The organism is Rhodococcus sp. D-6 (assembly GCF_040256695.1).
GTDB classification, from domain to species: Bacteria; Actinomycetota; Actinomycetes; order Mycobacteriales; family Mycobacteriaceae; genus Rhodococcus; species Rhodococcus pyridinivorans.
In genome coordinates, this window is the sequence record NZ_CP132970.1 from 763,050 (window position 1) to 783,611 (window position 20,562).

Consider the following 20,562-nt stretch of genomic DNA (forward strand, 5'->3'; position numbering starts at 1 on the left):
ACCGGCATCGACGACCTCGCCGCGAGCCGGATACGGCGCGGACGCCGACGCCGTCTCGTCATCGCCGTGCTCGCAACCCTCGTGGTCGCGGCCTTCGCGGCGAGTCTGATGTTCGGCCGGACGTTCTATCCGCCCGCGGACGTGCTGCGCGTCGTCCTCGGACAGGACGTGGCCGGCGCGAACTTCACGGTCGGCCGCCTGAGGCTTCCCCGCGCGGTCCTCGCGGTGGTCGCCGGCATCTGTTTCGGGCTCGGCGGCATCACCTTCCAGACGATGCTGCGCAACCCGCTCGCGAGCCCCGACATCATCGGTATCAGCTCCGGCGCGAGCGCCGCGGCGGCCTTCGCCATCATCGTGCTCGGACTCGGTGGCACCGGGGTGTCGGTCGTCGCGATCGTCGCCGGTCTCGCCGTGGCTCTCCTGATCTACGGACTGTCCTATCGCGGCGGGGTGGCGGGCACACGCCTGATCCTCATCGGCATCGGTATCGCCGCCATGCTCGACAGCGTCACCTCCTACCTGCTGAGCACCGCGGCGACCTGGGATCTGCAGGAGACGATGCGCTGGCTCACCGGCAGCCTCAACGGTGCGACGTGGGGTGCGGCGGTGCCCGTCGTCGCCGCCCTCCTGGTGCTCGGGCCCGTGCTGCTCGTGCAGACACGCAACCTGTCGATGGTCCAGCTCGGCGACGATGCCGCGCAGGCACTCGGCGTGCGGGTCGAACGCACACGCGTGTTCGCGATCGTCTCCGCGGTCGGACTCATCGCGTTCGCGACCGCCGCGGCCGGACCCATCGCATTCGTCGCCTTCCTGTCCGGCCCGATCGCCGCGCGGATCGTGGGGCGGGGCACGTCGCTGTTCGTCCCGGCGGCACTCGTCGGGGCGCTGCTCGTGCTGGTCGCGGATTTCGTCGGCCAATACGCCTTCGGCACGCGCTACCCGGTGGGGGTGGTGACGGGTGCGCTCGGCGCGCCCTATCTCGTCTACCTCATCATTCGCTCCAACCGCGCGGGAGGCTCGCTGTGACCGCAACGCACGCCCTGATCGCCGAGAACCTCGAACTCGGCTACGGCAACCGCACCGTCGTCGAGAACCTCGACCTGCAGGTGCCGCCGGGGCGGATCACGTGCATCGTCGGCGCCAACGCGTGCGGGAAATCGACGCTGCTGCGGTCGATGTCGCGACTGTTGTCGCCGCGCGGCGGCCACGTCCTGCTCGACGGCAAGGACGTCCACCGCTTGCCCGCCAAGAAGCTCGCCCGCACGCTCGGGCTGCTGCCGCAGTCGCCGATCGCCCCCGAGGGCATCGTCGTCGCCGATCTGGTGGGCCGCGGCCGGCATCCGCACCAGCGGGTGCTCTCGCGCTGGAGCCGGGAGGACGACGCGGCAGTGGCCGATGCGCTCGCCGCCACCCACACCACCGAACTCGCCGAGCGTTCCGTGGACGAACTGTCGGGCGGTCAGCGGCAGCGCGTGTGGATCGCGATGGTGCTCGCGCAGCAGACCGACCTGCTGCTACTCGACGAACCCACCACCTTCCTCGACGTCAGCCACCAGGTGGAGGTGCTCGACCTGCTCACCGACCTCAACCGCGACCGCGGGACGACCATCGTCATGGTGCTGCACGACCTCAACCTCGCCGCGCGCTACGCCGACCACCTCGTCGCGATGGCCGACGGCAGCATCTATGCGTCGGGGGATCCCTCCGAGGTGCTCACCGGGGAGACCGTGAAGGCGGTCTTCGGTCTGGACAGTCGCGTGATCTCCGATCCGGTCTCCGGCAAGCCGCTGGTGCTGCCGGTGGGTCGGCACCACATCATGTGATCGTCCATCCGCTACACCATTGGTCGTCCGCTACGGCAATTGCCATAGCGGACGGCAAGAGCGGTAGCGAATGCTCGAGGCAAGGACTGTCCGGTCGAACCGCACCGCTCACCCGGAATCCGGGCCCGCACCCGTGGCGAGCGTCCTACGGTTGTCGGCATGGGCACGCCCGGCATCGACCAGTGGGTCCTTCACGTCGACCTCGACCAGTTCATCGCCGCGGTCGAGGTTCTGCGCAATCCGGAATTGGCGGGCCGGCCGGTGGTGGTCGGCGGTCGCGGCGATCCCACCGCGCGCGGAGTGGTCTCCACCGCCTCCTACGAGGCGCGCGAGCACGGGGTGGGATCGGGGATGCCACTGCGGGTCGCCGTGCGCAAGATCCCCGACGCGGGAACGTGCGGTCGCACTAGCGGCTGGCAGACTGGACCCGGTGCGATCGGTGACCAGGACACGGGGACCTCTACGACCACCGGAGGCCGCCGCAGCGGCGGTCTTCGGGACGTTGACGGCTGTGCTGTCGGTCGTCGCGGGACTGATACCCGTCGGAGTCGCCCAGGTGCTCGTCGCGCTCCCCGTCGCCTTCCTCGCCGCCACCGGCCGCCTGCGCGCGATCGTCGCTGCGACGGTCGCCGCCGGGGTCGTTGCGCTCGTGGCCGGTGGGCCGTTCGCCGTCGCCGCGGTCGTCGTCCTGTCCGGTATCGGAACGCTCGTCGGGTTCGCGCACCGTCGGTGGGGTCACGCGGCGGTGCTCGCGGTGCTGGCCGGATCCGTCCCGGCGGGGTTGCTGCTCGCGGCCGCCGCCTGTGGTCTGCTGTTGCTGTTCGACCGGACCCGGGTGCTGCTGCTCGAGGCCCTCGAAGCATCCATGCGCGGCACGATCCGGGCGTTCGAGGCAGCGGGGGCCGGCCAGCAGTTCGTCGACACCTGGGACCGGACCCTCGAGATCATGGTGCGGCTGTGGTGGGTGTGGATCGGTGGCGCAGTGCTCATCGGGACCGTGGGCACCGCACTGCTGTGCTTCGGGATCTTCCGCGTGGTGGCCCTGCGCAGTACGTGGGCGACCCGGTCGGTCGACTGGCCCGAGCAGGACCCCGCCGCCGACCCGGCTCCGCTGCCCGTCGCCCTGCGGCTCGTCGGCTACCGGTATCCGGGAACCGACCGCGACGCCCTGTCGGACATCGACCTCACGATCGGACCGGGGGAGTTCGTCGCGATCGTCGGCGGCAACGGCTCGGGCAAGTCGACACTCGTGCGGCTGCTCGCGGGACTCGAGCCGACCGTCGGCCTGGTCGACCGTCCCGGATCCGTCGGGCCGGGACGCCCCGGTGGCACCGCGATGATCTTCCAGCATCCCGAGAGTCAGGTGCTCGGTCGCACGGTCGCCGAGGACCTGCGGTGGGGGATCGACGACGTCGACGTCGAGGATCTGCTCGCCCGCGTCGGCCTGGTCGGGATGGAGGATCGCGCCACGGAGGATCTGTCCGGCGGGCAACTGCAGCGACTGGCACTGGCGGGCGCTCTTGCCCGGCGACCCGCACTGCTCATCGCCGACGAGATCACCGCGATGGTCGACGCGGACAGTCGCGCGGACCTGATCCGCCTGCTCGCGGACGTCGCGCACGACGGCACCGCGGTCGTGCTCGTCACCCACCTCGACGACGAGGCCCGCGCCGCAGACCGCGTCGTGCACATCGCCGACGGCCGGATCGTCCCGCGGGTTGCGCCGCAGCCACTGCCGTCGCCGGTCCCGGCGACCGCCCCGTCCTTCCCGCAGCCGGTTCTCGAACTACGCGACGTCACGCACGTCTACGCGGCCGGCACACCCTGGGCGCACACCGCCCTGCGCGATGTGTCGCTGACGATCTGCCGCGGCGAAGGGGTGCTGGTGGTCGGGGAGAACGGTTCGGGAAAGTCCACGCTCGCGTGGATCGTCGCCGGCCTGATGCGTCCCACCCACGGAACGGCCGTACTGCACGACACCCCGACGGCAGATCTGCACGGAGAAGTGGGCATGGTCTTCCAGCAGGCACGGCTGCAATTGCAACGACCGACCGTCGCCCAGGAGATATCCGAGGTGGCCGGGCTTCCGCACACCGACCGCGGCTACGTCGCCGCCGTCCTGCACCGGGTGGGTCTGCGTCCCGAACTGATCGACCGGCCGATCGACCGGCTCAGCGGAGGCGAGATGCGGCGGGTCGCGATCGCGGCCCAACTCGCCCGCACACCGCGGGTGCTCGTGCTCGACGAACCGCTGGCCGGCCTGGACCTGCAGGGCCGCCGCGAGGTCGTGTCGATCCTCGCTCATCTACGCGCGGTCGAGCACGTCACCGTCGTCGTCATCTCCCACGACCTGCACGGAATGGAAGAGGTGTGTTCACGCACCGTGGTACTCGAGGACGGACGCATCGTGGAGCAGACGGGAGCGGTGATCGCATGAGTCGCACACGTACGCGGCAGCGCCGACCCGTCATCCTGCTGCGGCCCGTGCCGCGGGAGACACCCCTGCACCGGGTGTGGGCCGGAACGAAGGTGCTGTCGGCAGCGGCGCTGTCGGTGGCGGTGAGTTTCGCGCCGAGCTGGACCGGGCTCGGAATCCTGCTCGCCGTGCTGGTCGTGGGCGTGCTCGTCGCGCGGATCCCCCGCGGGGTGGTCCCCACGATTCCGTGGTGGGTGTTCGCGGTCCTCGCCGTCGGCCTGGTCCTCAACGCCGCGGGCGGCGGACTCACCGCCTACGTCCGGACGATCCTGCTCGGCGTGGGTCTGCTGGTCCTCGCGTCGCTGGTCGGGTGGACGACACGGCTGTCCGATCTCGTCGACGCCCTACCGGTCCTGTTCGCTCCGCTGCGGTTGTTGCGGCTGCCCGTCGACGAATGGGTGACGGTGTGCGCGCTGGCGCTGCGCATGCTGCCGACCGTGCGTGCCGAGATGCGCGTGCTGTTCGCCGCCCGCAAGGTGCGCGGCCGGCCCGGCTTCCGCAATCCGGCGGGATGGTGGCATGAGGTGATCGACGCCGTCGGCGCGGTGGTGTCGGTGTCGATGCGGCAGGTCCGCGATCTCGGCGATGCGCTGTCGGTGCGGGGTCCTCGATCGGCGACCCGCCGGGGTCCTCGATCGGCGACCCGCCGGCCGCTGCGACTGCGGCTCGGGGACGTCGTCACCGTGCTGGTCGTGGCGGGTGCGTGCACGGCGATCACCGTGTGGGGCTGACCATCAGTTTCGGTTGTCCGAAGCGGTGTCCTTCGACCGCGAGCGGATGCGCCGGACGAGCCCGTAGCCGATCACCGCGACGACGACGGCGATCACCACGTACTGCAGGGCTTCGGCGTACGGTTCGACGGCGCTCCAGTTCTCGCCGAGCTGATAACCGGCCAGCACGAAGATCGCGTTCCAGATGAGGCTGCCCGCGGTGGTGAAGGCGAGGAACTGCCAGATCGGCATCCGCGTGACACCGGCGGGTATGGAGATGAGACTCCGGAAGACGGGCACCATCCGGCCGAAGAAGACAGCTTTGCGTCCGTGCCGCTCGAACCAGGCCGTCGAACGGTCGAGGTCCTCGACGTCGACGAGCGGCAGCTTTCGCACGACCGCGCGGATCCGGTCCTCACCCACCCAACGGCCGATCGAATACAGACCGAGAGCACCGACCACGGAACCGAGGGTCGTCCAGAACAGCGCACCGAAGAGGGTGAAACTTCCCAGGCTCGCGGCGAACCCGGCGAGCGGCAGGATGACCTCGCTGGGAAGCGGCGGAAAGAAGTTCTCGAGAGCGATCGCGATGCCGGCGCCGACACCGCCGAGGCGATCCATCAACTCGAGCGCCCATCCTGCGAGACCGTCCGTGGGGGCTGACTGTGAATCCGCGACACTCATCCACCCGACCCTACCGAGGGGTCGTCGAGGTTTCCGCTCGTACGGATCGAAACAGTTCCGGTCTGCTCGATCGGCGAGAAGGATGGCGGCGAATGTCGCTCTCCACCCCGAGGGCCGATCCGGAAGGTGAACTCCAGTGACGATCGTTGTCGTCGCGGGCAACCCGAAGCCCGCGTCCCGCACCCTCGACGCCGGAGCCCGCCTCGCCACGGCCCTCACCGGACGAGAGCCCGATCACGTTGTGGATGTGATCACACTCGGTGGTAGAACTGGGGCGCTATGCCCGGCCCCCGGCCTGTATCTTCACGATTCGACCTACACAACCGAGATCCGTATCGCGGACTACGCCGAACGCTGGTCGTCGGTGCTGTCCGCCGCACTTCGAAACGAGGCCGCCTCATGACCACTCTCGACGGACAGTCTCTGCGTCAGGCCTTCGCGCACGTCCCTTCGGGTGTCGTCGCGATCTGCGCGGAGATGGACGGAGAGCGGATCGGGATGGCGGCGAGCACTTTCGTGCCGGTGTCGCTCGATCCGCCGCTCGTCTCGTTCTGCGTGCAGAATACCTCGACCACATGGCCGCGTCTGGCGTCGCTCCCGCATCTCGGCATCAGCGTGCTGAGCGAGGAGCACGACGGTGCCGCGCGGGTGCTCGCCGCGAAGAACGGCGATCGCTTCGCCGGGATCGACATCGAGAGCCGCGAAGGCGGCGCGCTGTTCGTCTCGGGCACGAGCGTGCGCATGGACGTGACCGTGCAACAGGAGGTTCCGGCGGGCGACCACGCGATCGTCGTACTGCGCATCAACGAACTGCTCACCGACGCCGATGTCGAACCCATCGTGTTCCACCGCAGTTCGTTCCGTCGACTGCTCGCGTCCTGACCTGCATACGATCGATTTCGGTGGTTCCACCCCCGCTCAGCGCGGGTGGAACCACCGAAGTTCTCTAGGGCGGTGGTGTTCCGACCGATCGTCGCGGCAGCCGTCCGGTTCCGAACAGCGCCGCGATCGCGAGCAGTGCTGTCACAGCGAACGCGGTGCGCAGCGCGTCGAGTCGCGCATCGGCGTTGACCGCGACGAGTGCTTCCGTTGTGGACGGGTCGACACCCGCCTCGTCGAGCCCGGTCCGCAACTGGGTCGTGGACAGGAACGGCACACCGGTGGCCAACTCGGTGGTCGCCTGCTGCTGTACCGACGGCGGGACGCCGGGGTTGTTCTCGATTCCGGCGACGACCGACGTGGTGAGGGTCGCGATCAGAATCGATCCGATCAGCGCGGTGCCCAGCGACGCCCCGAGATTCGTTGCGGTGTTCTGCAAACCGCCGACCTCGGCGCTCTGGGAATCCGGTACCGACGAGACCGTGACCGCGCCGAGCTGGGAAGCCAGCGCCCCCAGGCCGAGACCCATCAACAACATGGGTATCGACACGACGGACGCATCGGCACCCGGGTCCATACCGGCAACGAGGATCAGGATCCCCAGGATCATCGAGCCCAGGCCCAGGCGCACCACACGTCGGGGATCGGCGTGGGGCCGCACCTTCGGAATCACCGTTGCGGCCAGCACCAGCGCGATCGACAACGGCAGGATTCGGACACCTGTCTCGACTGCGCTGAGTTCGAGTACGACCGACAGGAAGAGAGGGACGGAGAAGAAGACTCCGGCCTGCACCGCGAACTGCGCGAAGAACATCGTCAGACCACCGACGAGCTGTCGGTTGGCGAACAGCCCCGGATCGACCAGCGGGTCGCGGCCCTTGCTCATGAGAGCGCTCTGCCATCGCACGAATGCGTAGAGCACCAGCGAGCCCGCAACGAGAAGCCAGATGACCGGGGACAGGCCCAGTACGGCGGGTGCGCCCGGCTCGGCCCGCACCCAGCCCCACTCGCTCGAGCGCAGGACGCCGTAGACGACGGATCCCAGACCGAGCACAGACAGTGCGGATCCCACGAGGTCGAGGTGGACGCGATGAGGGGGAACGTCCTCGATGCGGCGCAGCACCAGCAGGATCAGCACTACCAGGACGACCTCACCGAAGAAGACGTAGCGCCACGACGCGAACGTCGTGACGGCCCCGCCCAGCAACGGCCCCACAGCCACGGCCGACGCACCGGCCGCCGCCACCAGACCGTACGCTGCGGAACGTCGCTCGGGAGCGAAGTTGGCCGCGACGAGCGAGACGATCGCCGGCATGATCAGGGCCGCGCCGATGCCTTCGAGCAACGACCAGCCCACCAGTAGGACCGCGAGGTTCGGGGCGAGTCCGGTGGTGAACGAGCCGATGCCGTAGATGACCAGTCCGATACCGAACGCGCGACGTCGACCGAGGATCGTGCCGACCTTCCCGCCGGTGATCATCAAGGACGCCATCACCAGGGTGTAGAGGGTGATCGCGGTCTGGATGCCGGTGATCGTGGTGCCGACGTCCTGCGCGACGGTCGCCATCGACACGTTCATCACCGAGCTGTCGAGCGTCATCAGGAACTGGCCCGACGCCAGCACTGCGAGTACCAGTGTCGAACCCGAGCGGACCTCCGGCTGCGACGACACCTGTCCGTCCTTCGGCTCAGGTCGCCGGCAACGGCCGACAGGAGCTACTGCCGCTACCGGTGGGCACCGGCATCCGCTGCGACATGACTTCTATTCTTCGCGTTCGAACGTCACGAGCATTCCCTCGACGCCACCGGGACCGATCCGTCCCTTGATGTCGGCGGAGGTGATCGCCTTCAGGCGCCACCCATCTCGGGCATGATCGTTGAGGATCTTCTCGAGCTTGCCGCCGGACATCTTCCCGCCGAGCATGCCCTCGCGGATCTCGATCACCTTGTACGAGTACACCCGTTCAGCTTACGGTCGTCCCGCGAGAATCTCGTCGAAATCCGACGGCTGTACGTGACACTGGAAGGTGACGTTTCCGAAACCCGGAGGCAGCAGTGGAGACGATGCCGGACCGTCGGACTCTCGAGTCGGCAGTTGCGCTCGCGAGTCGCGCGCCGTCGCTTCACAACAGCCAGCCGTGGCGGTGGACTCTGGACGCGGACGAGCTTGCGCTGTTCAGCGACAGTGATCGCATCCTTCCGGCCACCGATCCGTCCGGTCGTCAGATGGTGTTGTCCTGTGGAGCAGTGCTGCACCATCTGCGGGTGGCGCTCACCGCCCGGCACTGGGCCACGGTGGTCGAACGGATGCCGGACGCGACGAATCGTCGTTGTCTCGCGACGCTGCGCTTCCGCCGAGTTGACGCGGTGACCGACACCGACCTCCGGATGGCAGAGGCGATCGGCCGCCGACGTACCGAGCGGTTACCGATGGGGGCTCCGCAGGAGTGGGCTCGGACCGAGAGCGCTCTGCAGATGTTCGCCGAACCCGCGGGTGTCCGCCTGAGTGCCATCGCCGAACACGAGCGACCTGCACTGGAAGAGTTGTCCCGTCGCATCGGCGGTGAGCGTCGCTCCGATGCGGCCTACCAGACGGAACTTTCCTGGTGGGCCGGGCACGGGATGTACCCGGACGGAATACCTCCGGACGCACTCCCACCGGGACGGCGCACGGTAGCGACGGAGCGGGAGTTCCCTCCCGGCAACGCGACCGGCGAGTCGGCAAAGGCGGAGGACCGAGCCGCGATACTTCTCCTGTCGACCACGACGGACACGCGGCTCGACTGGCTGCGGAGCGGTGAAGCCCTATCGGCCGTGCTCCTCGCGTGCACCGCCCGTGGACTGGCCACCTGCTCCGTCACGCACCTGACGGAATCCGAATCCTCACGTGCGTTCCTGCGGGAAACGGCCCGCATCGAGGGCGTGCCGCAAGTGATGATCCGGGTCGGTGTACGCGCGGGACCGGGTCCGGATGCGGCGACGCCGCGCCGTCCGACTTCCGCGATTCTGTTCCGCAAGCAATCCTGACCCCGAACTTCGGTGTTCCCGACCGCGCTCAGCGACGTCGAAACCACCAGAATCGTTCGAGGACAACAAAAGCCCGGATCAGCGGGCGGCGCCGTAGAAGCGGGAGACCCGTACACGCAGCAGCAACCTGCGATCGGCGACCATCGCGGCCCGGAAGTCGTCCCAGTCCGGATGCTCGCCCTGCACCGCTCGATACAACTCGACGAGCTGCTCGACGGTGTCGTCGTGAGGATCGGCCGCTACCGGGGACAGTTCGGCCTCGCCCTCCGCGACGGCGTAGGACCACTTGTCGTCGGAGTCGACGAACAGGCTCACACGCGGGTCGCGGCGCACGTTCCGGGTCTTTGCCCGGTCGTCGGTGATGGAGACGGAGAACGTGCGGGTCGCGGGCTCGTACCGGTAGGTGACGTTCGACAACTGGGGTCGCCCGTCGCGCTTGATCGTCGCGAGCACAGCGACACCGGTGGGAGGGAACAGGGCTTCGAGTGCGCTCTCGTCGGCCGGCATGGCGCCCAGACTACGGCCGACCGTGCAGAATCGGGGCGGGTATCGGGCCGAGCACGAAGGGTAGGCATGCTGGACTACGCGCGTTACTGCGGAGAGATCGTCGAACAGACGGAACTGCTGGTGGACTCACTGGCCGGGCAGGACATGACCACACCGGTGCCGTCGTGCCCGGGATGGAACCTCGGTCAGCTCGCCCGGCACATCGGCTACGGCCACCGCTGGGCGAGCGAGGCGGTCCGCGGTGAAGGGGCGATGCCGCGCACCGACCGCGCGATGCGGGAGTTGGCGGACTACGTCGACGAGGATCCGGACGAGCTGATTCCCTGGTTACGGGAAGGAGCGCACCAATTCGAGGCCGCGCTGCGGGAGGTCGGTCCGAACATGCGGGTGTGGACACCGATCCCGGGCGGCAAGAAGACCCCGGAGTTCTTCGCCAGGCGCTTCGCCCACGAGACCGTGGTGCATCGCGCCGACGCTGCACTCGCACTGGGAGCGGACTTCGAGCCGGCCCACGATCTTGCGGTGGACTGCGTGGACGAATGGCTCGACCTGGCGGTCGTCACCTGGCCACGACTCGATGTCGAACGGCACCGCGCGTTGCACGGACCCGACCGGACGCTGCATTTCCACGCGACGGACACGTCGGCGGAATGGGTCGTGGACCTGTCCGGCGAGGACTTCGCGTGGCGGCATGCCCACGAGAAGAGTGCCGTGGCGGTACGCGGCCCGCTGACGGAACTGCTGTTGGTGCTCTATCGTCGGCGCGCTGTGGGCGCAGCCGACGTGGAGGTCTTCGGCGACTCCGGGTTCCTGGCGTCCTGGCTCGACGTCAGTCCCTTCGGGTAGCCCGAAGGCAGAACGCACAGCGGGTGGCCGCACCGCGACGTTGAGGCGCGGCCACCCGCCTGCGAGTCAGACCGACAGGCGCGAGGCCGAGTACGCGTGGCGGATCGCGTCGAGTGCGCTGGTGCAGGGAATATGAGCTTCCTGCAGCGAATGGAACACCTCGGCGATCGGTCCGGACTGCTCGAAGGCGCTACCGGCGGCCACGGCCCAGGCGACTTCGCCGGGCTCGAACGTCCGGGTGGGCTTCCATCCTCGCTGAGGAGCGAGTTCGCGCAGAGTGCTCCAGTGCGCGACCTCGTCCGCATCCGGACGTCCGATGAAAAGTAGGCGGTCGTGTCCCACGATGAACCCCTTCGTTCTTTCTCGTGCTTCGACAGGTAGGTCGTCTTCACTGTGCGCTTCGTTACATTCACCTGATCGAGAAGCGTCGCAGGTTTAGGACCTTCCACTATGTGGTACACCCGCCCGAATCCGACGGACCTGTCCGACAAGGGCGATCATCCACCGCCGTAGCGAGCCGCGAACGCGCCCGGCGTCATGCCCACGACCCTCGCGAAATCACGTACGAAATGCGGCTGGTCGGCGTAACCGAGGACCGCGGCGACCTCCGACAACGAACCGGGTTTCTCGCGCAGGCGACCGGCGGCCTCCTGCAGTCGCCGCCGCTGGATCAGCCACTTCGGGGTCAGCCCGATCCGTCGCTGGACGAGGCGTTGCAGCGCGCGCTCGCCGAGACCGAACTCCGCGCGCACCTGCTCGACCCGCAGGACGTCGGAGTTCTCCTCGACGAACGCCACCACCCGGTTGACCAGTCGCCCCTCCTCATCGATCGGCAGATGGGCGCGCAGCACGTCGTCGAACGCCTCCGTCGCGGCGCGGTGCGACTCCGAAGAGTCCGGGCCGTGCGCCATCGCCTCCCGAACCCGTGCGATCAGACGCGCGCCGGCATCGCCGAGGACATCGGTGAGGTCGACGGCCCGGTCGGTGAACGCCGCGAGCGAGGTGCCCGTGATCAGTGCCCCGGCCGCCGGGCTGAGCATGGACCCGACCGCCCAGCCCTCGCCGGTGAGGGTGACCGTGGACAGTCCGTGTTCGACACCGTAGAAGCGCGCGTAATCGTGCGCAACCACCAGTTGGCAGACCGGATAGCGCAGCACCCGCTGGGGTGCCTCCCGCCCGGCCGGCACCGACCACACGGGAATCCAGTACCGCTGCATCAGATCCGTGAGATCGGACGCGGCGGGATAACGGTGGATGGTGTGCGAGGCATCGCGCGGATCCTTCAGGTGGGCGCGTTCGATGTCGTCGCGACCGCCGACGCGGTCGGTGCCGTCGCGACCGCCGAGGGGGTCGCCGCCGTCGGGTTTCATCAATACCTCACGCTCGCCGGTCGTCAGTATCGAGTCATGAATACAACAGCACTGCGACACGCAGAGGCCGACAAGCCGCTCACCGACGTGATCTCGTCGCTCCGCGGCACCGACTGGGATGCGCAATCGCCGTGTGAGGGGTGGACGGCGCGCGACGTCCTGGCCCACGTCATCGACACGCAGCGGGACTTCTTCGCTGGACGCGGCGTCGAGATGGGGGCGCGGCCCGAGACCGACCGTCCTGTCGAGGCGTGGAGGACGCACACGGCACGGATCGCCGAGATCCTCGCGGACGACTCGTTCGTCTCGACGACATACGACGGATACTTCGGGCCGACCACGGTGGGTGCGACCTTCGAACAGTTCTACCTCTGGGACATGCTCGTGCATCGCTGGGACATCGCACGCAGCGCGGGGGTCGATGTGACCTTCTCGGACGCCGAACTCGACCGGATGGAAGCCGGCGCCGACAGTTTCGGCGACGCGCTCTACATGGACGGTGTCTGTGCTCCGGCGGTGCCGGTTCCCGAGGACGCAGACCGCACGGCCCGGATCCTCGCGAAGATGGGACGTCGCACGGCCGCGTCGATCGGTTAGGCCGCGTTATCGTCGGTCGTATGAGCGAAACGATCCGCGTCGCGGACTACGTGCGCGAAGCGATCGCGGCCGGACGGCCGGTCGTGGCGCTCGAATCGACGATCTTCACACACGGCCTCACCCGGCCACGCAACGTCGAGGTCGCCCTCGAGGCCGAGAAACGTCTGCGCGATTCCGGGGTGCTGCCCGCGACCATCGGGGTTGTCGACGGCACGCCGACGGTCGGTTTGTCGGAACAGCAGATCCGCATGCTCGGTGCCGAGGACGTCCCGGTCGTCAAGCTCGGTATCCGCGACCTGCCGGTCGCGGCGGCGAAGGGATTGCACGGGGGGACCACGGTGTCGGCGACGGCGCTGCTCGCGCATCGCGCCGGGATCGACGTATTCGCCACCGGCGGCCTGGGCGGCGTGCATCGGGGGGCTTCGTCGACCTTCGACGAGAGCGCGGATCTCGTTGCGCTGGCGACACTTCCGATCCTCGTGGTGAGCGGCGGCGTCAAATCCGTCCTCGACATCCCTGCCACACTCGAACGGCTCGAGACGCTCGGGGTGGTCGTGGTCGGCTATCGGACCACGCGTTTTCCCGGCTTCTATGTGCGCGACAGCGGCTGCGATGTCGACGAGGTGGAGTCGGCGGAGCAGGCCGCGGCGGTGGCGCGGGCGCGGGACGGGCTGGGTCTGCGGGCGGCGGTGCTCGTCGGGAATCCGGTGGCGGCCGAGGCTCAGATCGATCCGGAACTGCACGATCGCGTGCTCGCCGAGGCCGAACACGCCGCAGCCGAGGCCGGGACACGCGGCAAGGCGATCACCCCGTTCCTGCTCGAACACATGCACCGGGCCACCGAGGGGCACTCGCTCGAGACGAATGTCGCGGTCTATCGCGGGAACGTCGCGGTCGCCGCGGAGATCGCGCACGCGCTGGCGTCCTGATTCTTCATTGCAGGCCGACGGCCTGATTTCTCACTGCAGGAGGAAGGCGGCGGTGGACGACGGCAGGGGAGTGCCGCGCCGGCGGTAGATCTCGGCGGGCCGGCCCGTGCCCTCCCTGTGCAGTTCGCCGGTGGGTTCGAGGCCGTGCAGCAGGTGCCGGCGGAAGGTGTCCTTGGGATAGCTGCGGGCATAGACGGTCTCGTACAGCAGCCGCAGGTCGAGCACGGTGAACTGCTCGCCGAGGAAGTTGCCGGGGTCGACCTCGGCGGAGTACCGGCGTCGCAGGTCGGCGACGGCCAGGTCGACGATCTCGGCATGGTCGAAGGCGAGGTCGGAGGTCTCGGTGGTCGGCACGAGATACGCCTCGGCGGGGATCTCGGCGACCGGCACCGCGGCGCCGTGGGCCATCGACAGCACCCACCCGCGGTCGTCGCGCTCGGGATCGTCGAGCATGGCCAGCTGGTGGAAGTCGACACCCGTGAGTCCGGCCTTGTCGCGCAGGGCGCGTTCGGCGGCCTCGGCGAGTCGCTCACCGGGGTGCAGGAAGGTGCCCGGCAGGGCGAAGGTGCCGTCGGGACGTTCGACGACCAGTACCTTCAGTACTTCGTCGATGGTGAGGACGGCGACGTCCACGGCCACCGAGGGGCGCGGGTAGTCGGTGAGCGACCTGCCGGTCGAGTCGGTCGGTGTGCCCATGATGGACATTCAATCATTGATGCGCTAACTTTAGCGCAGACTTGATCGAATAGAGGGGTTCATGGAAACAACCGCAGCACAGAACGACCGGGCAGCCGGAGTCCTGCTCGCCACCGCAGCAGGCGACGCACTCGGGGCCGGATACGAATTCACGTATCCGACGGACACCACGCCCATCGACATGATCGGCGGCGGACTCGGGCCGTTCGCGCCCGGTGAGTGGACCGACGACACCTCCATGGCCCTCGCGATCGCCGAGGTCTCGGCGACCGGCGTCGACATCGGTGAGGGCGCCGGACTCGACGCGGTCGCGGCGCAGTTCCTCCGCTGGTACGCCACGAACCCCAAGGACATCGGCAACCAGACGCGTGCCGTCCTGCGCGAGGCGGGCCCCACCGCCGTCACCATGACGGCGCGCGCCCGCAGCCTCCCCGGACGCACCGGTGGCAACGGATCGCTCATGCGCACCGCACCCGTCGGGCTCGCCTACCTCGACGACGCCGAGCGGTGCCTGTCCACGGCGCATGCGATCAGCAGCCTCACCCACGCGGACGAGCAGGCATCCGAGGCATGCCGACTGTGGTCGTTCGCGATCCGTCACGCCGTCCTCCACGGCACCTTCGACGGGGTGCGGGTCGCCCTGTCCTGCCTGTCCCAGCCCGCCGCACAGCGGTGGACGGCGCTGCTGGACGAGGCGGAGACCGCGCCGAGTCCGCGCGTGTTCGACAACAACGGCTGGGTCGTCCACGCCCTGCAGGCGGCGTGGTGGGCGATCACGCACGCCCGCACCGACGGCCCCGGACACCTGCCGGAGGCGCTCGAACTGGCCGTGCGCGCAGGCAACGACACCGACACGGTCGCGGCCATCGCGGGCGGACTGCTCGGCGCCCGGTGGGGTGCGTCCGCGGTGCCGGAACGGTGGCGTCGCATGCTGCACGGATGGCCCGGTTACCGCGCGGACGACCTCGAGCGCCTCGGGCTGCTCACCGCGCGGAAGGGCTCCGGGGCAGGCGGGGATGTACTACGGGTCGTCCAGAGCTGAGACTCCCCGAGATCCGCCGGATGTCTCCACTCGCGGTTGTGATGCGGTAGACACGACCCGTCCGACGGATACTCGAGGAGGGATCGCACGTGGCTTCCATCGCACTTCCACGCATCATGCGCGTCGGCGGGGGCGCCGTCGAGGAGATCGGTGAGGTAGTCGCCGGGCTCGGACTCGCCCGGCCCCTGGTGGTGACCGACAAGTTCCTGGTCGGCACCGGTGCGGTGGATCGGATGGTCGCGCAGCTCGAGGCCGCCGGACTGCGGCCGGCCGTCTTCGCCGAGACCGTTCCCGACCCCACCACCGCCTCGCTCGACGCGGGTGTCGCAGCGGTCGCCGAGCACGACGCCGACTGTGTGATCGGGTTCGGTGGAGGAAGCCCGATGGACACGGCCAAGGCCCTCGGCCTGCTCGCCCGGAAGGGCGGTCACATGCGCGACTACAAGGTGCCGCGCGACAACATCGGCCCGGCGCTACCGGTGATCGCCGTGCCGACCACGGCGGGAAGCGGCTCGGAGGCAACCCAGTTCACGATCATCAGCGACAGCGAGTCCGACGAGAAGATGCTGTGCACGGGTCAGGCATTCCTGCCGGTCGCTGCGATCGTCGACTATCGGCTCACCATGACGATGCCTCCGCGCCTGACGGCGGACACCGGCGTGGATGCACTCACCCATGCCATCGAGGCCTATGTCAGCAGGAAGGCGAACCCGTTCTCCGACAGCCTCGCGCTCGTCGCGATCGACACCATCGGACAGGTACTGCGGCGCGTCTACGCGGACGGGCAGGACGCCGAGGCGCGCGAGCGGATGATGCTGGCCGCCACGCAGGCGGGCATCGCGTTCTCCAACTCCAGCGTCGCGCTCGTGCACGGCATGAGCCGTCCGATCGGGGCGCACTTCCATGTTGCGCACGGGCTGTCGAACGCGATGCTGTTCCCGGCGGTCACCGAGTTCTCGGTGGATGCCGCCGAGCCCCGCTATGCCGACTGCGCCCGCGCGCTCGGCGCGGCCTCGACGGACGCCTCGGATGCGACCGCCGCCGCAGACCTGGTCGTCGCGCTGAAGGAACTGTGCCGCGACGTGGAGGTGCCGACACCGAAGTCGTACGGCATCGACAAGCAGACCTGGGACGAGAGGCTCCCGGTCATGGCCGAGCAGGCGCTGGCGTCGGGATCCCCGAACAACAACCCGAGGATCCCGACGGCCGAGGAGATCCGCGATCTCTACGGGCGGATCTACGCCTGAGGCCGGCTCATTCGGGAGCCTGATCGTCGGGCTCGACCTTCTCCGTCCTCACCCGGTCCGCGACGTTGCCGGGCGCACCCTCCTCCTCGCGTTCCTTCTCGACCTTCTGCTCGAGCTTGTCGACGAGATGCTTGATCTTCTGCCCGGTGAGGTCGTCGTTGTCCTCTGGGCGGCCCGAACCGTGCTTGGGGGCGTTGTCCATCGACGTCCGTCCTTCGTTCGTAGGGTGCAGGGGAGCGGTACCCGAGTGCCGGAACGGTCAAACGGGCAACGGTTCTGCTCACACCGATCACCACCGGCAAGCTCGATGAGACCGTTCCCGCCGCCTAGCTCATCCCGCCCGCTCGGCTGCGGCGGCGATGTCGGCGAGGTCCTGTTCGAGGGCCTTGCGGGTCGCGCGTTTCGCGAGCGGCGCGAACAGGGTCATCGCAAGCTGCGCGAAGGCGCCGAGGGGTCCGCTCTCGCCGGAGAACTTCACGGACAGATCCGTGCCGCCCGCCGAGGGGGTCAGATCGAAGACGGTCCGGTAGCGGGCGCCGCGGGATTCGGCGACGACGACGGTGCGCCGCTCCGGATCCGCCTCGGCGACCTGCATCTCCTCGGTCGCCGACTGCCCGAACATCACGCGGGTCTCTCGCCACCGTGTGCCCACCTCGTAGCCGGTGCCGTCCAGTCGTTCCACGGCCTTCACCGCACGCAGGGTGGTGGGCGCCTCGTCCAGCGCGGTGAGCACCCGCCACACCGCGGATGGTGGTGCGGCGATGTTGCGCGAGACCTCGATGCGTTGTTCCACTTCTCTCCTCGTGATCGTTCGGGTCAGAGCGGGAGCTCGGTCTCCTGCAGCCCGGGCGGAACACCGCGGCGCCGGAACCATTCGACACCGAAGGCGGCCCGCAGGTGTTCCTCGGGCATGTTCAGCATCGGCCCGAAGTCTCCGATCTGCGACTCATAGCCGATCATGGCAGCGCGTTTGGCGGCCAGCGCCGTCGACACGTCCACCGCGGTGGTCAGTTCCGATTCCGGTAGGCCGAACGTCTCGAGGTCCGGTGGGCGCACGTCGTCGGGGGTGTCCGGCAGCGCCGAGAGCAGCCGCATCAGGTGGTCCCGGTTGCTCGATGCCTCGTAGACGGCGTCGTGTCCGGTGATCCGTTCGGCATGGATCCCGGCCCGGTGGACCTGGACGTGATCGGGATGGCCGTAGCCGCCGTGCTCGTCGTAGATCGTGACGACATCGGCGCGTTCCTGCTCGATCACGGCGGCCAGTCTGGCTCCCACCTCGCTCGGATCGGCGTTGGCGAAGGCATTCGGGTCGTGGTTGCCGGCGGTGCCGGCCATCCCCGAATCGCCGTAGCCGAAGGGCACCACCCTCGCCGCACCCAGCGCCCGGGCGGATTCCTCCAGCTCCTTCGCGCGCCGGGCGGCGAGGGATTCGCCGGGCGCGAGCAAACCGTCGGGATACTCGCCGCGGGCACCGTCGGTGGCGACGACGAGGACGACGCGATGCCCGGCGTCGGCGGCTCGGCGCATCACGCCACCGGTGAGGAACACCTCGTCGTCGGGGTGTGCGTGAAAGCACAGCAGAACGCTCATGGCGTTCATGCTGACACGCTGCTCGTGCGGTGCAGCGGTCAGTCCGACTCGCCGTATCGGGCCGCGAGATTCTCGGGCATCGGTTCGTGCCGCAGATACTGGCGGGCGAAATCGGCGGTGCCCTGCGTGATGGCCCGCAGTTCCACCGGATAGCGGCCGAGTTCGAGCTCGGGAACCGCCGCGCGCAACAGGGCGACACCCGGCTCGGGGGATTCGGTGCCGAGCACCCGTCCGCGCCGGGCCGACAGATCGCCGAGGACCGCGCCGAGATGCTCCTCCGGCACGATCACCCGCACGGCGGCGACCGGTTCGAGTACGCGAACGGTGCTGTGTGAGGCCGCATCCCGCAGGGCCAGCCCGGCGGCGGCCTGGAAGGCCGCGTCGGACGAATCCACCGAGTGGGCCTTGCCGTCGACCAGGGTGACCTGCACGTCGACGAGCGGATATCCCGTCGTCACGCCCTTCTCGGCCTGCGCGTACACGCCCTTCTCCACGGACGGGATGAACTGGCGCGGAACCGCACCGCCCACCACCTTCTCGGCGAACACCACCCCGCTGCCCACCGGCAGTGGTTCGACCTCGACGTCGACGACCGCGTACTGACCGTGCCCGCCGGATTGTTTGACGAGCCTGCCGTGGCCTTTCGCGGGGCCGGCGAAGGTCTCCTCGAGCGGCACCCGATGCTCGACCGTGTCGACCTGGACACCGTGCCGGGTGCGCAACCGTTCGAGGACCAGTTCGGCGTGCGCTTCACCCGTGCACCACAGCACGAGCTGATGGGTCTCGGGATTCTGCTCGACGCGCAGCGCGGGATCCTCGGAGGCGAGGCGCGACAGGGCCTGGGACAGCTTGTCGTCGTCGGTGCGGGTGTGTGCCTCGATCGCGACGGGGAGCAGGGGAGTCGGGGTGGGCCACCGGTCGAGCGGGACCGGATGGTCGGGGTCGTACAGGACGTCACCGGGTTGTGCCGTCGCGAGCTTCCCGACGGAGGCGATGTCTCCCGCCACGGCTTCACCGACCGGGCGCTGTTGCTTGCCGAACGGGCTCGTCAGGGCGGGAATGCGTTCGCGGCTGTCGCGGTCGCCGTCGGCCAGCGCGACGATCGTGTCGGGTCGCAGCGTGCCGGAGTACACGCGCACCAGGCTGATCCGCCCGACATAGGAGTCGCCGGCCACGCGCACGACCTGCGCGGCGAGCGGACCGTCCGGATCGCACGGCGGTGCACCACGACCGCGCTGCGTCGGTGCGGGGAATCCGGTGGTGATCAATTCGAGCAGTTCGACGGCACCGATCCCCGTCTCGTCGGCGGGAACGGCCGGGTGCAGGGTGCACGCCAGGATCTCGCGGGTGAGTCCTTCCTGCAGGGAGGCCGTGTCGAGTTGCTCGCCGGCGATGAACCGCTCCATGAGCGTGTCGTCCTGGCCGGAGATGGCCTCCACGAGGCTCTCGCGCGCTTCGGTGGACACCGGGCACGGACCGGGTTCGCCGTAGCTGCGGCCCGTCAGCAGACCCATCGACCCGATCGGGCGGTCGCCGTCGTAGACGGGATAGAACATGGCCCTCAGGGTGTCCGGTCCCAATCCGAAGGCGACGTGACAGTCGGTGAGCATGTCGTCGAAGCTGTGCCGGGCGACATCGAGTTTGTTCACCACGATCGCGCGGGGGATCGCCTCGTCGTCGCATTCGCGCCAGAGCGCGCGGGTCGCTGCGCTGATGGGATCGGTGGCGGAGACGACGAAGATCGCCGCGTCGGCCGCGTGCAGGGCTGCGCGGACCTCGGCGTCGAAGTCGGGGTGTCCCGGCGTGTCGATCAGGTTGATCTTGATGTCGTTCCATTCGAGGGGGACGACGGACAGCTGCACCGACCTGCGGTGGCGCTGCTCGATCCCCTCGTAGTCGGACACCGTGGTGCCCTCTGCCACGCGCCCGGCGCGCCCGACGGCGCCCGCTGCGACGGCGAGGGATTCGGTGAGGGTGGTTTTCCCGGAGCCGCTGCACCCCACCAGGGCAACGTTGCGGATCCGGTCGGGACTGTCGGCGGTCGGTGCCTGCCGGCTGCGTGCTGCGGAGCGATCGGGCATCGAACTACTCCCTCGTGTGACCTGCAGCACAGTCTAAGCCATTCCGATGGTGCCTCCG

23 protein-coding genes and 1 pseudogene are annotated in these 20,562 nt (G+C 69.0%); 13 read left to right on the forward strand and 11 right to left on the reverse strand.

The window, feature by feature from the left end:
• Positions 1-6 precede the first annotated feature (6 nt).
• The 5 genes and pseudogenes from RBB84_RS03650 (at position 7) to RBB84_RS03670 (ending at position 5,030) form a co-directional block, all read left to right on the forward strand.
• Positions 7-1,026 (forward strand): iron chelate uptake ABC transporter family permease subunit, encoded by a 1,020-nt coding sequence (locus tag RBB84_RS03650; RefSeq protein WP_197481863.1) that lies wholly within the window; start codon positions 7-9, stop codon positions 1,024-1,026.
• Complete coding sequence (locus RBB84_RS03655) at positions 1,023-1,823, forward strand: ABC transporter ATP-binding protein (protein WP_033098034.1); 801 nt, start codon at positions 1,023-1,025, stop codon at positions 1,821-1,823. The genes RBB84_RS03650 and RBB84_RS03655 overlap by 4 nt, the downstream gene beginning before the upstream one ends.
• 159 nt (positions 1,824-1,982) lie before the next feature.
• Positions 1,983-2,153 (forward strand): annotated as a pseudogene (locus RBB84_RS03660) (DNA polymerase IV); the annotation flags it as partial.
• A 109-nt stretch (positions 2,154-2,262) separates the two neighbouring features.
• Complete coding sequence (locus RBB84_RS03665) at positions 2,263-4,260, forward strand: DUF2232 domain-containing protein (RefSeq protein WP_197481861.1); 1,998 nt, start codon at positions 2,263-2,265, stop codon at positions 4,258-4,260.
• Complete coding sequence (locus RBB84_RS03670; protein ID WP_064256642.1) at positions 4,257-5,030, forward strand: energy-coupling factor transporter transmembrane protein EcfT; 774 nt, start codon at positions 4,257-4,259, stop codon at positions 5,028-5,030. The genes RBB84_RS03665 and RBB84_RS03670 overlap by 4 nt, the downstream gene beginning before the upstream one ends.
• Before the next feature lie 3 nt (positions 5,031-5,033).
• Here RBB84_RS03670 and RBB84_RS03675 read toward each other — a convergent pair whose 3' ends face one another.
• The gene (locus RBB84_RS03675; RefSeq protein ID WP_064256641.1) at positions 5,034-5,693 is read right to left on the reverse strand and encodes a DedA family protein; all 660 of its coding nucleotides are present in this window, start codon (positions 5,691-5,693) and stop codon (positions 5,034-5,036) included.
• A 136-nt stretch (positions 5,694-5,829) separates the two neighbouring features.
• Here RBB84_RS03675 and RBB84_RS03680 point away from each other — a divergent pair, with 136 nt between their 5' ends.
• Entirely contained in the window at positions 5,830-6,096 is a 267-nt protein-coding gene (locus tag RBB84_RS03680; RefSeq protein WP_006552865.1) for a hypothetical protein, read from the forward strand.
• A complete protein-coding gene (locus RBB84_RS03685) occupies positions 6,093-6,575 on the forward strand; it encodes a flavin reductase family protein (RefSeq protein WP_064256640.1) in 483 nt (160 codons plus the stop codon). Before RBB84_RS03680 ends, RBB84_RS03685 begins: the two co-directional genes overlap by 4 nt.
• 64 nt (positions 6,576-6,639) lie before the next feature.
• On the opposite strand, the gene RBB84_RS03690 is transcribed toward RBB84_RS03685, so the two are convergent.
• Complete coding sequence (locus RBB84_RS03690) at positions 6,640-8,244, reverse strand: MFS transporter (RefSeq protein WP_064256639.1); 1,605 nt, start codon at positions 8,242-8,244, stop codon at positions 6,640-6,642.
• Between the two features lie 90 nt (positions 8,245-8,334).
• On the reverse strand, positions 8,335-8,532 hold the full coding sequence (locus RBB84_RS03695) for a DUF4177 domain-containing protein (RefSeq protein ID WP_006552868.1): 198 nt from the start codon (positions 8,530-8,532) through the stop codon (positions 8,335-8,337).
• A gap of 104 nt (positions 8,533-8,636) precedes the next feature.
• On the opposite strand from RBB84_RS03695, the gene RBB84_RS03700 reads away from it, so the two are divergent.
• Positions 8,637-9,599, forward strand: a complete 963-nt coding sequence (locus RBB84_RS03700) for a nitroreductase family protein (protein ID WP_064256671.1) — start codon at positions 8,637-8,639, stop codon at positions 9,597-9,599.
• 78 nt (positions 9,600-9,677) lie between these two features.
• Here the strand turns inward: RBB84_RS03700 and RBB84_RS03705 are convergent, their stop codons facing one another.
• Entirely contained in the window at positions 9,678-10,106 is a 429-nt protein-coding gene (locus RBB84_RS03705) for a PPOX class F420-dependent oxidoreductase (RefSeq protein ID WP_064256638.1), read from the reverse strand.
• Positions 10,107-10,172: 66 nt separating this feature from the next.
• On the opposite strand from RBB84_RS03705, the gene RBB84_RS03710 reads away from it, so the two are divergent.
• On the forward strand, positions 10,173-10,952 hold the full coding sequence (locus tag RBB84_RS03710; RefSeq protein ID WP_064256637.1) for a maleylpyruvate isomerase family mycothiol-dependent enzyme: 780 nt from the start codon (positions 10,173-10,175) through the stop codon (positions 10,950-10,952).
• A gap of 66 nt (positions 10,953-11,018) precedes the next feature.
• Here RBB84_RS03710 and RBB84_RS03715 read toward each other — a convergent pair whose 3' ends face one another.
• The gene (locus RBB84_RS03715; RefSeq protein WP_064256636.1) at positions 11,019-11,294 is read right to left on the reverse strand and encodes a hypothetical protein; all 276 of its coding nucleotides are present in this window, start codon (positions 11,292-11,294) and stop codon (positions 11,019-11,021) included.
• A gap of 155 nt (positions 11,295-11,449) precedes the next feature.
• Complete coding sequence (locus RBB84_RS03720) at positions 11,450-12,322, reverse strand: AraC family transcriptional regulator (protein ID WP_064256635.1); 873 nt, start codon at positions 12,320-12,322, stop codon at positions 11,450-11,452.
• Between the two features lie 36 nt (positions 12,323-12,358).
• Between RBB84_RS03720 and RBB84_RS03725 the strand changes: the two genes are divergently transcribed.
• Both RBB84_RS03725 and RBB84_RS03730 read left to right on the forward strand, forming a co-directional pair.
• Positions 12,359-12,919 carry a TIGR03086 family metal-binding protein gene (locus tag RBB84_RS03725; protein WP_064256634.1) on the forward strand — a complete coding sequence of 187 codons (561 nt, stop codon included), beginning with the start codon at positions 12,359-12,361 and terminating at the stop codon, positions 12,917-12,919.
• 20 nt (positions 12,920-12,939) lie between these two features.
• Complete coding sequence (locus RBB84_RS03730; RefSeq protein WP_033098016.1) at positions 12,940-13,848, forward strand: pseudouridine-5'-phosphate glycosidase; 909 nt, start codon at positions 12,940-12,942, stop codon at positions 13,846-13,848.
• A gap of 30 nt (positions 13,849-13,878) precedes the next feature.
• On the opposite strand, the gene RBB84_RS03735 is transcribed toward RBB84_RS03730, so the two are convergent.
• Positions 13,879-14,544: an NUDIX domain-containing protein gene (locus tag RBB84_RS03735; protein ID WP_024103645.1), complete on the reverse strand. Its 666-nt coding sequence runs from the start codon at positions 14,542-14,544 to the stop codon at positions 13,879-13,881.
• 61 nt (positions 14,545-14,605) lie between these two features.
• Here RBB84_RS03735 and RBB84_RS03740 point away from each other — a divergent pair, with 61 nt between their 5' ends.
• Positions 14,606-15,586: an ADP-ribosylglycohydrolase family protein gene (locus tag RBB84_RS03740; protein ID WP_006552877.1), complete on the forward strand. Its 981-nt coding sequence runs from the start codon at positions 14,606-14,608 to the stop codon at positions 15,584-15,586.
• Between the two features lie 116 nt (positions 15,587-15,702).
• Positions 15,703-16,833 (forward strand): iron-containing alcohol dehydrogenase, encoded by a 1,131-nt coding sequence (locus tag RBB84_RS03745; protein WP_064256670.1) that lies wholly within the window; start codon positions 15,703-15,705, stop codon positions 16,831-16,833.
• A 7-nt stretch (positions 16,834-16,840) separates the two neighbouring features.
• Here the strand turns inward: RBB84_RS03745 and RBB84_RS03750 are convergent, their stop codons facing one another.
• The 4 genes from RBB84_RS03750 to RBB84_RS03765 all read right to left on the reverse strand — a co-directional run bounded on the left by RBB84_RS03750 (position 16,841) and on the right by RBB84_RS03765 (position 20,504).
• Positions 16,841-17,035, reverse strand: coding sequence for a hypothetical protein (locus RBB84_RS03750; RefSeq protein ID WP_006552878.1), 195 nt, complete (start codon positions 17,033-17,035; stop codon positions 16,841-16,843).
• A gap of 129 nt (positions 17,036-17,164) precedes the next feature.
• A complete protein-coding gene (locus RBB84_RS03755) occupies positions 17,165-17,626 on the reverse strand; it encodes an SRPBCC family protein (RefSeq protein ID WP_064256633.1) in 462 nt (153 codons plus the stop codon).
• Positions 17,627-17,649: 23 nt separating this feature from the next.
• Positions 17,650-18,423: a PIG-L family deacetylase gene (locus RBB84_RS03760; protein WP_064256669.1), complete on the reverse strand. Its 774-nt coding sequence runs from the start codon at positions 18,421-18,423 to the stop codon at positions 17,650-17,652.
• A 38-nt stretch (positions 18,424-18,461) separates the two neighbouring features.
• Positions 18,462-20,504, reverse strand: coding sequence for an elongation factor G-like protein EF-G2 (locus RBB84_RS03765; protein ID WP_350247189.1), 2,043 nt, complete (start codon positions 20,502-20,504; stop codon positions 18,462-18,464).
• Positions 20,505-20,562: the final 58 nt, after the last annotated feature.